At 58.2% G+C, this 11,915-nt stretch carries 15 protein-coding genes; 12 read left to right on the forward strand and 3 right to left on the reverse strand.

Translation table 11 applies throughout. The annotated features are described in order from the left end of the window. Positions 1–19 precede the first annotated feature (19 nt). From NE609_RS11500 to NE609_RS11550, 11 genes are all read left to right on the forward strand, one after another. Complete coding sequence (locus NE609_RS11500; protein ID WP_256152569.1) at positions 20–1,156, forward strand: ABC transporter substrate-binding protein; 1,137 nt, start codon at positions 20–22, stop codon at positions 1,154–1,156. Between the two features lie 91 nt (positions 1,157–1,247). Next, the gene (locus NE609_RS11505; RefSeq protein WP_256152570.1) at positions 1,248–2,093 is read left to right on the forward strand and encodes a branched-chain amino acid ABC transporter permease; all 846 of its coding nucleotides are present in this window, start codon (positions 1,248–1,250) and stop codon (positions 2,091–2,093) included. A gap of 21 nt (positions 2,094–2,114) precedes the next feature. Then, entirely contained in the window at positions 2,115–3,005 is an 891-nt protein-coding gene (locus NE609_RS11510; RefSeq protein ID WP_256152571.1) for a branched-chain amino acid ABC transporter permease, read from the forward strand. After that, complete coding sequence (locus tag NE609_RS11515) at positions 3,002–3,781, forward strand: ABC transporter ATP-binding protein (protein WP_121586658.1); 780 nt, start codon at positions 3,002–3,004, stop codon at positions 3,779–3,781. The genes NE609_RS11510 and NE609_RS11515 overlap by 4 nt, the downstream gene beginning before the upstream one ends. Next, positions 3,765–4,508, forward strand: a complete 744-nt coding sequence (locus tag NE609_RS11520; RefSeq protein ID WP_243107430.1) for an ABC transporter ATP-binding protein — start codon at positions 3,765–3,767, stop codon at positions 4,506–4,508. The genes NE609_RS11515 and NE609_RS11520 overlap by 17 nt, the downstream gene beginning before the upstream one ends. Next, complete coding sequence (locus NE609_RS11525) at positions 4,489–5,559, forward strand: Gfo/Idh/MocA family protein (RefSeq protein WP_256152572.1); 1,071 nt, start codon at positions 4,489–4,491, stop codon at positions 5,557–5,559. The genes NE609_RS11520 and NE609_RS11525 overlap by 20 nt, the downstream gene beginning before the upstream one ends. 15 nt (positions 5,560–5,574) lie before the next feature. After that, a complete protein-coding gene (locus NE609_RS11530) occupies positions 5,575–6,390 on the forward strand; it encodes an SDR family oxidoreductase (RefSeq protein ID WP_121586655.1) in 816 nt (271 codons plus the stop codon). A 14-nt stretch (positions 6,391–6,404) separates the two neighbouring features. Beyond that, complete coding sequence (locus NE609_RS11535) at positions 6,405–7,817, forward strand: FGGY-family carbohydrate kinase (protein WP_256152573.1); 1,413 nt, start codon at positions 6,405–6,407, stop codon at positions 7,815–7,817. 11 nt (positions 7,818–7,828) lie between these two features. Further along, complete coding sequence (locus NE609_RS11540) at positions 7,829–8,476, forward strand: bifunctional 2-keto-4-hydroxyglutarate aldolase/2-keto-3-deoxy-6-phosphogluconate aldolase (protein ID WP_121586653.1); 648 nt, start codon at positions 7,829–7,831, stop codon at positions 8,474–8,476. Beyond that, the gene (locus tag NE609_RS11545) at positions 8,467–9,414 is read left to right on the forward strand and encodes a phosphoglycerate dehydrogenase (protein ID WP_256152574.1); all 948 of its coding nucleotides are present in this window, start codon (positions 8,467–8,469) and stop codon (positions 9,412–9,414) included. Before NE609_RS11540 ends, NE609_RS11545 begins: the two co-directional genes overlap by 10 nt. A gap of 12 nt (positions 9,415–9,426) precedes the next feature. Then, on the forward strand, positions 9,427–10,719 hold the full coding sequence (locus NE609_RS11550; RefSeq protein ID WP_256152575.1) for a lactate racemase domain-containing protein: 1,293 nt from the start codon (positions 9,427–9,429) through the stop codon (positions 10,717–10,719). A 155-nt stretch (positions 10,720–10,874) separates the two neighbouring features. Here the strand turns inward: NE609_RS11550 and NE609_RS11555 are convergent, their stop codons facing one another. From NE609_RS11555 to NE609_RS11565, 3 genes are read right to left on the reverse strand one after another with little or no spacing between them, the layout of a single operon-like run. Next, positions 10,875–10,997: a hypothetical protein gene (locus NE609_RS11555; protein ID WP_256152576.1), complete on the reverse strand. Its 123-nt coding sequence runs from the start codon at positions 10,995–10,997 to the stop codon at positions 10,875–10,877. Positions 10,998–11,008: 11 nt separating this feature from the next. Continuing rightward, positions 11,009–11,179: a hypothetical protein gene (locus NE609_RS11560; protein ID WP_158595612.1), complete on the reverse strand. Its 171-nt coding sequence runs from the start codon at positions 11,177–11,179 to the stop codon at positions 11,009–11,011. A 14-nt stretch (positions 11,180–11,193) separates the two neighbouring features. Next, positions 11,194–11,367, reverse strand: coding sequence for a hypothetical protein (locus NE609_RS11565; RefSeq protein ID WP_172439284.1), 174 nt, complete (start codon positions 11,365–11,367; stop codon positions 11,194–11,196). A gap of 249 nt (positions 11,368–11,616) precedes the next feature. Between NE609_RS11565 and NE609_RS11570 the strand changes: the two genes are divergently transcribed. Next, positions 11,617–11,865, forward strand: coding sequence for a hypothetical protein (locus NE609_RS11570; protein ID WP_256152577.1), 249 nt, complete (start codon positions 11,617–11,619; stop codon positions 11,863–11,865). Positions 11,866–11,915 lie beyond the last annotated feature (50 nt).

Raw genomic sequence — 11,915 nt, forward strand, 5'->3', positions numbered from 1 at the left:
GGATCCTTCGGTCCCAGCTGTGGAGGCGCCCTCAGCCGAACAGCCTTCACAGGTCCCGGACGGCGAAGCTGAGGAGGCGGGCGAGATCGTCATCGGCAACATCCAGGATATCAGCGGCAGCAGTTCGGTCTGGGGGAAATCGTATCAATGGGGCGCGGAATACGCCGCAAAGCTGATCAACGATGCGGGCGGCGTAGACGGCCGGAAGGTCCGGATCGTCACCTACGACACCAAGGGCAACGACGTAAACGAAGGCATCAACGCCTACAACCGTCTCTGCCAGCAGGACAACGCGGTGGCCGTCATGGGTCTTGCCAGCAACATTGGAATCGCGCTGGCTCCGCTGTCGGACACCAATAAAGTGCCGATGGTCAGCGACTTCATGGACGAGCGCGCCACCACGAAGGAGGATGGAACCCCTTGGCAGTATATGTTCCTCACCGAACCAAGCTGCAACCAGCAGGCGGTGCTGATGGCAGAATACGCGATGAGCAAACTGAACCTTTCCAAAGCGGGGATCCTTTATGACAACTCCAACTCTTACGCGACCTCTCACGCGCTGCCCTTTGCAGAATATCTGGAGGCTCACGGCGGCGAGGTGGTTGCGATGGAGGCGTTCGACGGCAATAACGACAAGGATTACCGCGCCCTGCTCGGGAAGATTAAAAATGCGGGACCGGATATGCTCTACATTTCAGGCTATTCCCAGCAGAACGCCCTTGCCTACGAGCAGGCACGGGCACTCGGTATGGACTGCGCGATACTTGGCAATAACTCCTTCTTTATCCCGTTTGCCGAGTTGGCAAAGGGTGCGGCAACCAATGTTTATCACCCCAACAACATGAACTACCAGGAGGAAGAGGTCAAGGCCTTTATCGAAAACGCCACTAAGGAAATGGGCTCCGAGCCCAGTTACCATGTATTCTTTGGATTTGACAACGTGAACATTATTGTGGATGCCATCAAGAGGGCCGGAACCACCGACGGGACTGCGCTGGCGGGAGCGCTTGGGGAGACCAAAAATTTGGAATGCCTGACCGGTACGATCAGCATGAACCCCAAGACCCATCGTCCCCAGGGGCTTGAAATGTGGATTACACAGGTTGAGGGGATGGAATATCTGCCGCTCGAGCAGTTCGCGCCTTCGGAGGAATAAATTCCTGTTCATCCACCGCCGCGCGGGAGAGAAATCTCCCGTGCGGCACCAGGCAAAGGATGTGTAGAAATTATGTTAAGCATGCTGATCAATGGCCTTTCGGTCGGTGCGGTCTATTCAACCGGTGGGCTTCGCGCTGATCTTCTCAGTGATGAAGTTCAGCAATTTTGCCCATGGTGGTATGATCGCCGTTTCGGCGTATATTGGTTTTTTTGCATCCAAATGGTTTCACACCAATCTGTTCCTGACCCTTTTGATCGCCATGGTGGGAGGCGGGATCACCGGACTGGTGGTAGAGCTGATCGGGTTTCGCAGAATGCGCGGCAAAAACAGCCCGCTGATCTATTATTTCATCAGCTCGATCACGATCGGAATGCTGCTGGAAAACATCCTGACGCTGATCAACGGCACCAATTTTTATACCTTCCCGACGTTTATACAGCTCTACAGCTTTGACGTGTTCGGATTCATGGTCAACATTATGGACTGCATCATGATGGGTGTTACCGTTGTGTCGCTGCTGACGCTGCTCTATATCTTCCGGTGTACCCGTCTGGGACTGGCCATCCGGGCGGTGTCCCTTGATAACCGGACCAGCCGGCTGTGCGGCATCAATTCCACAGTGGTCGTCATGGCCGCGTTCTTCATTGCCGGCGCTCTGGCGGGGATTTGCGGAGTACTCTTGGGAATCAATTACACCGTCTATCCCCAGCTCAGCCAGATGGTGGTCAAGGGCTTTATTGCCTCGGTACTGGGCGGACTCGGAAGCTTGGGCGGCGCGGTGGTGGGCGCCCTGCTGCTGGGTGTCATCGAGGTGTTCGTTACCGTGATTTTCGGGGCGGGGCTTACACCGGTCTTCAGCTTTGGAATCATTATTCTGTTCCTGCTGATCCGCCCGCAGGGAATTGCCGGCGTGATCGTCAGCGAAAAGGCGTAACAGGAAGGATCGGGGACAGTTATGAGCTTTTTTCACTCTATTTTTATCTTTTCCTGCATTACCATCCTCAACGTAGCCGGTGTTTTTCTACTCACCGGGTTGACTGGGCTGTTTTCCTTCGGGCAGGCTGCCTTTATGGCCATCGGGGCCTACGCATCGGGCATTGCGGTTGTAAAATTCGAGCTGCCGTTCCCGCTTGCATTGCTGATCGGCGTACTGGTCAGCGCGGCGACCGCGGTGGTGATCGGATATCCAACGCTGAAACTGCGCAGAGATTATTTTACGTTGATTACATTCGGATTCGGCGAAGCGGTGGCGGCGCTGCTCAACTACATGGTCAAACTGACTGGCGGTTCCACCGGACTTTCCGGGATCCCGCGAAAAACAGGCACCTGGTTGGTGGTGCTGTCGACCGTTCTCGTCGTCTTTATGGTGCGTAACCTCAAATATTCCAGTTTTGGAAGAGTCTGTATTGCCATAAAAAACGATGAGCTGACGGCAAAATCTTTTGGGATCGACGTCTTTACCACCAAAATGAAAATTTTTGTGCTCAGCGCGGTCCTGTCGGCCTACGCGGGCGGGCTCTACGGGTTCTTTATTTCCTATGTGGAACCCGCCATGTTCCGCTGGACAAAATCGGCGGAGTGGGTGATCTTCGTCTTTTTCGGCGGGGTCAACAGCCTGACTGGGTCGGTGGTATCCTCCTTCCTGCTGACAATGCTGCCGGAGGCGCTGCGCTTTGCGGCGGATTACAAGATCGTCATCTACTGTGTCCTTGTCCTGCTGATTCTGAACTTTCGCCCCAAGGGGCTGTTCGGCGAATGGGAGCTTCCCCTGGGCAGGCTCCTGCGGCCGGCGTACTCCCGTACAATGTCAAAGAACGGTCAGAATGAGGATGGTTGCTTATTATGAATATCGTTGAAATGCGTAACGTCAGCAAAAATTTCGGCGGCGTTGCGGCGGTCAAGGATTTTTCGATGCAGGTGGAAGAGGGGAAAAATGTAGGAATCATCGGCCCAAACGGCGCAGGAAAGACCACCATTTTCAACCTGATCTCCGGAATTTACAAGCCGGACTCTGGTTCGATCCACCTGTGCAGCGAGGAAATTACCGGGATGCCGCAGGAAAAAATCGCGGTGCGGGGCCTGGGGAGAACTTTCCAAAATATCCGTCTGTTTAACGAACTGTCCGTATTGGATAATGTCCGGACCGCGCTTGACCATGCCTGTGGATATGGCGTGTCGGAAACGATGCTGTTCCTGCCGCGTTACCGGAAAAATGAGCGGCGGATCCGGCAGGAGGCATGGGAATATTTGCGGGTGGTAGGGCTGGAGCAGTATGAGGACGACCGCCCATCCAATTTGCCCTACGGGATCCAGCGCAGGCTTGAAATCGCACGGGCGCTGGCGATGAGGCCGCGGGTGCTGATGCTCGACGAGCCGGCCGCGGGACTCAACAGCGAGGAGCTTTTCGAGTTGATCGACTTTATTCGAAAGATCAAAAAACAGTTTTCCCTGTCGCTGCTCATGATCGAGCACAAGATGGATTTCATCATGGAGCTTTGCGACACCATTTACGTACAGGATTTTGGGCGCAACATCGCTGTCGGACCTCCGGAAGAGATTCAGAAGGATCCGCAGGTGATCGCCGCCTATCTCGGAGGTGAAGCCGGTGGCGTTGGTAATTAAGGACTTGTGCGTTTCCTACGGAAAGACAGCCGCTCTGCTGGATGTCGGGATTGAGGTGCAGGACGGTCAGATCGTCAGCATTATCGGCGCCAACGGGGCGGGGAAAACCACTCTGTTGAACAGCATCACCGGTTGTGTCCCGATTCAGCGGGGCACCATCACCTATAACGGCGAGGCGGTCTGCTCAAAGCCCCATAAAGTGGTCAGACAGGGCATTGTGCAGGTGCCCGAAGGCCGAAGGACCTTTTCCGGGCTGACCGTGGAGGAGAACCTGATGGTCGGCGCTTACCTGACGAAAAGCCGCGGGGAAGTCGCGGGAATGATCGAAGAGATGTACGTCCTCTTCCCGCGCCTCAAGGAGAGACGGAAGCAGCATGCGGCAACACTTTCGGGTGGCGAGCAGCAGATGCTGGCCATCGCCCGGGGTCTGATGTCCAAGCCGAAGCTGCTGCTGTTGGACGAGCCCTCCCTCGGGCTTGCGCCGCTGGTTGTGGACTCGGTTTTCGATACCATCCGATCGATCAGCCGATCGGGGATTACGGTGCTGCTGATCGAGCAGAATGCCATAAAGGCAATGAAACTATCCGACTACTGCTATGTCCTGAAAAATGGCCGGGTGGATATTCAGGGAACGGGAGCCGCCCTTCTGGCCAATGATCAGGTGCTCCAGGCTTATCTGGGAAAGAATCGAATGGAGGCAGAGGGAAATGACCCAACCGAGAATTAAAGTGCTGGTGATTGGCGCTGCGTTCAGTGCCGACCTCCACATGGAGGGCTACCAGCGCTGTAGCGACCTCGCGCGTGTCGTCGGGATCTGCGATATGCAGCCCGATCGGATCGACGCACTGGCCAGTCGCTACCGACTGGAAGACTATACGAAATACAGCAGCTATGAGCAGGCCATTGCGGAAAGCGGTTGCGACGTCGTGGACATTTGCCTGCCAAATTTTCTGCATCATCCGGTCGCTCTCTGCGCTTTCAGGCATGGAAAGCATGTGGTATGCGAAAAACCGCTGGCAATCACTGCGGCCCAGGCTCAGGAGATGGCCGAAGCGGCGAAGGCGGCCGAAAAATGCCTCTATTACGCGGAAGACTGGTTGTTCGCACCGGCGGTTGTGCGGGCGCTGGAGATCGTTCGGGAAGGCGCCATTGGCGACCTGCTCTTCATACGCGCGCGGGAGGCCCATTCCGGCTCCCACTCTCCGTTCGCCCAAACCATCGCGGGCTGCGGGGGCGGCTGCATGATCCATTTGGGCATCCATCCTGTCGGGCTGGCTCTGGCGCTGGGGGACAACCGATGGACGTGCGTAACGGCGGACGTTACGGGCGGGATGGAACGGAATCTGGTGCACAAGGCAATGGAGGGCGAGGATTGGGCCAGTTGCAGCATGAGCTTTGAAAATGGGATACGGGCGGTCGTCGAAGCGAACTATGTAACGGTGGGTGGCATGGAAGACGTAATCGACTTTTACGGCACGAAAGGCTGTCTGCATGTGGACCTCGATTTTTCCTCGGCGGTCAGATGCTTCTCGATCCCCGGCGTCTCCTACACCATTGAAAAGGCGGAGATCACGACTGGATGGTCTTCCCCGGCGGTGGATGAAAAATATAATCTCGGATATGTGGGCGAGATCCGTCACTTCATGGAGCGCGCCTCCACCGGAAGGGATGCGATGCCCGGCCTGCGGGGCATCGACGGACTGGAGTGCATGCGGGCGGTAGAAGCGATCTATGCGGCAGCTAAGGCCGGCACGGCTGTAAAGAACCCCAACTTGTAGAGAGGAGGCATCCCGATGAAACTGAATTTTTCTTTAACCGGAAAGACCGCCCTGGTGACGGGCGGCGGAGGCGTAATCTGTTCGGTAATTTCCCATGCGCTGGCGTCTCAGGGAGCAAACGTCGCGGTCTGCGACCTGTCGGAGGAACGTGCCACTGCCGTTGCGGAGGAAATCCGCTCTGAGGGCGGCCGGGCCATGGGTATCAAGGTGGATGTTTTGGACAGAACGAGCGTCGAAGCCTGTGCCGCCGCTGTGCAGGAAGCTTGGGGCGGGATTGATATACTGATCAACGGCGCCGGGGGCAACAAGCCGACCGCCACCACGAGTGGAGACCGGAGCTTTTTTGATCTGCCGGAGGACGCCTTGACTTGGGTCTTCAACCTGAACCTGCTGGGCAGTGTACTGCCCGCCCAGGTCGTGGGCAGGCAGATGGCGAAAACAGGAGGCGGCTGCATTGTCAATATTTCATCGATGGCGGCCTATCGGCCGCTTACAAGAACGCTTGCCTACAGTGCGGCCAAAGCGGGGATCTCTAATTTTACGCAGTGGCTGGCGGTACATATGAACCAGGAGTACAGCCCGAACATCCGGGTCAACGCGATTGCGCCGGGCTTCCTGCTGACCGCGCAAAATCAGTATCTGATGCAGAGGGAGGACGGGAGTCCCACCGAACGGGGCGGGAAGGTCCTCGCTCACACACCGATGAACCGCTATGGAACGCCGGAGGAACTCTGCGGGGCGATTGTATTCCTCTGCTCGGAAGAGGCGACCTTCGTCAACGGTGTGGTGCTTCCGGTAGACGGCGCGTTTAGTGCCTATTCCGGCGTCTGAGAGGAGGCGGTCCCGTGATTCTCGTGCTGGAGGCCAGTACGACCTCCGCCAAGGCGATGGTCTATCACCCCGAAAAGGGGACGATACGCGTTTTATCAAAGCCTTATGCGAACGCTGGGGAGGACCGGTCACTGCTGGACGCAGGGACGGTCTGGCGGGACATCCTGGAACTGGGAAGGCAGGTCGTCTGGGACTGCAAAGAGGAGATCGAACTGGTTTCTCTGTGCAGCGTCTGGCACAGCCTTCTGCTCTGCGGCCCAGATGGGGAACCATGTGGACCCATCTACAGCTGGGCGGACGTTTCGGCGGCGGAAACCACCGCGGAAATCCGCAGAGACCGGGAGTTCACACGTTTGCTCTACCGTTGCAGCGGGTGCATGGTACACGCGATGTATCCGCTCTATAAGCTGATCCACCTGCGCCGGCAAGGGATGGAGCTTGGAGATAAATTCGCCTTTTGCCAGGGGAGTTACCTCTTTTTCAAGCTTACGGGGGAGCGCCTGACCAGCGATTTTATCGCTGCCGGGACGTCGCTTCTGGATGTCGCGGAACGCAGGTATGCCCCGCGCCTGCTTGCAATGACGGGAATGGCGGAGGCTCAGTTTCCGCGCCTCTGCAACTGTCGGGAAACCCGGCCGCTGAGGGAGGAGTCCGCCCGCCTGCTGGGGCTGCGCGCGGGCATCCCGGTGATGGTCCCGGGGCCTGACGGTGGACTCAATCAGGTGGGCGCGGGCGCGTTGCACCCGGGCGAGATGACTCTGTCGGTCGGGACAAGCGGCGCGCTTCGTGTGTCTGTTCCGCGCCCTACATTTTCCCTGGAAGGGGGGACTTGGTGCTACCTCGCGCCGGACGGCTGGCTCTGCGGGTCGGCTACCGCTTCAGCGGCAGGCTGCGTGGACTGGCTGGCAAAGGGGGTCCTGGGCGGACGCTCAAGCTATGCCGAGCTCGAAAGAGAATTGACTCCCCATCGGGGAATGCCATACTTTCTGCCGTTTATAAACGGGGAGCGCTGCCCCGGATGGCGGGATGAACGCCGGGCGGTCTTTTGGGGGCTCGGAGCGGAAAACGGCGCGGCAGAACTCTATTATGCGGTGCTGGAAGGGGTCCTTTTCAACCTTTTTCAGTGTTATGAGGAGCTTGTGGAGCTCTGCGGCGCGCCTGACACAATCAGGGTTTCCGGCGGCATCTGCAAATCGAATTTCTGGTTGCAAATGCTGGCAGACATCTGGCAGCGGGAACTGGTGGTATCGAATAACGAACAGGCGTCCATGCTCGGCGCGGCGGTGCTGGGGATGCAGGTGTTGGGGAAGCTGGAACGGCTGGAACAGTATCGGCCGTCCGGGGACCGGGTGATTCTACCCGATCCTTGCATGGCGGAGTACTACCGGCAGCGATTTCATGAATGGAGCAAAGTCTATCAGCAGTGAGGGGATCGGATATGAACAAGCAGGAAATCATCGGACGAATCTTGGATTGCGGAGTGGTGGCGGTGGTGCGCGCAGAGGATCGGGAACAGGCGGTACGGATCGCCGAGGCCTGTGCCGAGGGCGGTGTGGCCGCGCTGGAAATCACCTTTACCGTTCCGGGGGCGGAAAAAATCATCGAATACCTGTCGCAGAGGTACCAAAACACTTCGTTCCTCATCGGCGCGGGAACGGTGCTGGACACCGAGACGGCGCGGGTTGCCATCCTGTCGGGGGCGAGCTATGTGGTTTCCCCCTGCTTCCAGGAGGCCATGGTGCGGCTGTGCAACCGTTATGCCGTGCCGGTGATGCCGGGCGTCACAACCATGCGGGATGCCGTGGAAGCGCTGGAGCTGGGAGTGGACCTGATCAAGCTGTTCCCGGGAGAGGCGTTTACGCCGGGAATTATCAAAGCGTTCAAAGGACCGCTGCCCCAGGCGAACTTTATGCCGACAGGCGGAGTAAATCTGGACAACGCCGCCGAATGGATCAAAAACGGCGCGTCAGCAATCGGCGCAGGAGGAAGCCTGACCGGGCCGGCAAAGGCCGGTGACTATGATGGCGTTCGGATGCTTGCAAAGCAGTTTACCGAACGGGTCCGGGAGGCACGGGCATGCAGATAAGAAAAATTCTTGCCACTCCCCGATCCTTTGCCAAAGAAGATGACGCGCCCCTGCGACTGCTGGAGAATGCGGGATTTACCGTCGTACGCAACGTTTCCGGCGGGATCCTGCCCAAGGCGGAGATGATCAGGCAACTTTCCGAATGTGAAGGGGTAATCGTAGGGGTCGATCCCATGGACGCGGAGGTAATCGGTTCCGCAAAAAAGCTGCGGGCGATTGCCAAATACGGCGTTGGCACCGACAACATCGATTTGGATGCAACCAAACGCAGGGGAATCCCTGTTTCGGTCACGACCGGGGCGAACGCAGATGCGGTGGCAGACTTCACTTTCGCGCTGATGCTTGCGGCGGCTCGCCGGGTGGTGCCCATCGACCGTGCGTGCAGAAACCGTGACTGGGGAAAGCGCACCTCGCTGGATGTTTATGGCAGGACGCTGGGGATTTTGGGGCTTGGTGCGGTAGGGAGGGGAGTCGCCAAACGTGCCGCCTGCGGTTTCGGCATGACGGTGTTGGCTTACGACCCTTATTGGGACGAGTCGTTTGCTAGTGCCTACGGTATCCAACAGGCGCAGCCGGAGGAAATTTACCATACCTGTGACTTTATTTCGCTGCACCTGCCGCTGAACGAGCGGACAAAGGGCATGATTGGCAGGATGCAGCTTCGGATGATGAAACCTTCCGCTGTGTTGATCAACACCGCCCGGGGGGGACTTATTGACGAGGCGGCGCTGGCGGTTGCGCTTGGTGACGGACAAATTTTCGCTGCGGGGATCGATGCCTTTTCGCAGGAACCACCCACGCAGGAGGCGCTTTACCATCTTGACAATCTGGTTATGGGCAGCCATACGGCGGCCTCCACGAAAGGCGCGGTAGCCAATATGGGGATGCTCGCAGCGAAGAATCTCCTGCAAGATCTGAACCGAGAGGGAAACGGCTGAGGGGGGAACGGAGTGGATTACCTTTTTCAGGAGGCCCGGACACCCGCCGGGCTGACCGGGCAGCAGGTCCGCAAACAGTTGGAAGCCTATCTGAACCGGTATAAGCGGCTTGGCCGGGTGCTGATCCTGCCGCCGGATATCACCCGGTCCAATTCTTATGCCGGCCCGATTGTGAGGATGCTCTGCGAATTGCTTTCGCAGGCGAAAATCGATATCATGCCGGCCTTAGGCACGCATACGCCGATGTCAAACCAGGAGCTGGATCGAATGTATCCAGGAGTACCGCACGAATGGTTCTGCGTGCACGACTGGCGCAACGACGTAATCCGGGTCGGCGAGGTGCCGGGTGCGTTTGTGGAAGAGGTTTCAGGGGGGTGGATGGATACGCCGATCCCAATGGAAGTGAATCGGCGGCTGCTGGATCCGGGTTATGATTTGATTCTTTCAGTGGGACAGGTCGTACCGCACGAGGTGGTTGGCATGTCCAATTACAACAAAAACGTTTTTGTAGGGTGCGGCGGCGCCGGAACAATCCACCAAAGCCATTTTTTGGGTGCGCTTTACGGCATGGAGCGGATGATGGGCCGGGATCTGACACCGGTACACCGCGTTTTTGACTATGCGGAGGAACATTTTATCCAAGGCCTTCCGTTGGCGTACATCCTTACTGTCACCGCCCCAAATAATGATGGGATCAGTCTGCGGAGCCTCGCCGTCGGCCGGGACCGTGCGATGTTCAGTGATTCCATCCGGGTCAGCCAGCGGTATAACATAAATTTTCTGGAACAGCCTCTGAAAAAGGTTGTGGTCTACCTGGATCCGGAGGAGTTTCGGACTACCTGGCTTGGAAACAAGGCGGTTTACCGCACCCGTATGGCCATTGCGGACGAAGGAAATTTGTTGATTCTTGCTCCCGGGGTTACCCGGTTTGGGGAGGACCTGGAGAACGACGCGGTCATTCGAAAGTACGGCTACTGCGGGCGGAAGACGGCCCTGCGGCTTGCCAGGACAGACCGGGTTCTCTCCGAAAATCTAAGCGTAGCCGCCCATTTGGTCCACGGGTCCTCCGACGGGCGTTTTACCATCACCTATGCGCCGAGCGCGCTTACCCGCGCCGAGATTGAAGGGGTGGGATACCAGTACGCGGATTTGGCGCAGATGATGCAGCAATATGATATCCGCCGTATGAAACCGGGCTCAAACCTGATTGACGGCGAGGAAGTCTATTACATTGCAAATCCGGCGTTGGGCCTTTGGGCGGACCGCTCCAAATTCCTGAATCAGGCCGACATTCAGGTTCGCTGACGGGCGTTACGCCGGCGGCTGATGGACGTGGCCGTGGAGAACCTGCGGGCGTTTTTGGCGGGCCGCCCAGTCAACGTCGTGAACAAAGAATGAAAAAAGCCGTCCCCACATGGGGACGGCTTTTTGACAAAAAAAGAACGGGGCCGCGGCCCCGTTCAGCAGATCACGCTTCGGATGTCGTCTTCCCCGCCACCGGCCTCTTCGCCGTTGAGGTAGCCGACGAGGTAGCTTTCCAGCTCATCATAGTGGATGGGATAGTACTCCAGGGGCTGATCCATCGAATTCCCCCTCAGTCGTAGTCGCTGAGCAGCTCCTGCGCACAGGCCTGCAGCTCGGGGAAGCTGTGAAGGCTTTTGGCCTGCCAGCTCACCGCGTCGCGCACGCCGTCGGGCAGGGCGGCGAAAAACCGGTGCGCCCTGCCGTCCTGTGCGATCAGGTCGTAAAGATCGCTTGTCTGCATGCTGCCGCCTCCGCTCATGGTGTAAAGTGCTCCGCCAGCTGGCGCATGCGTTCGTCGGTGATGCCGACGACGCTGCCCTGGTAGGAGCGCGTGGAGCCGAACCGCTGGGACAGCGCCCGGAGGTCCTGTTCCGACAGGACTGTCCGCCGGGGTTCGGGAGGGATCTTCTGGTTCAAAGGCTGTTCCATTTTAATCACCTCGGCATTATTGTCTGCAATTTCTGCGAAATGATCAGAGGGAACCGATGGGCGCGCAGGAAAATCCAAACGAAAAAAGAAACGGACGGCGTGGCGGCCGGCCGTTTTTCGCATAGGATGGCATCAAGAGGAAATCGCGAAAAAACGCGGTCCTTTCGCCGCCCGGCAAAAGCGCGGGCCGGTCCCGCCGCGCGGCGGGGATTGGCCTGATCCGGCAAAGCCGGGCGCATGGAGGTTTTTATGCAGAATCGTCAACCCGGCCAGACGCCCCAGCGCCAGGCCATGCGGCAGCCCCGCCAGCAGCAGACGGCACAGCGGCAGATGGGGCCGCGGCAGATGTCCCGGCCATCCGGGCGCCCACAGCAGATGAACCGAGGCACGGCGCAGAACGGGAACCGGCCGAAGGGCATCCTGGGGAACCTGCTGAATATGCAGGATCCCATTGGATCGCTCAACAAGATCGTTTCGATCTTCAAGCTGCTCGGCTGACCGGATGAAAACAAAGCGGGAGGGGGGGGGGGGGGGGGGGGGGGGGCGGG

This window comes from Anaerotruncus sp. DFI.9.16 (assembly GCF_024461615.1).
In the GTDB taxonomy this organism is placed as follows: Bacteria; Bacillota; Clostridia; order Oscillospirales; family Ruminococcaceae; genus Anaerotruncus; species Anaerotruncus massiliensis.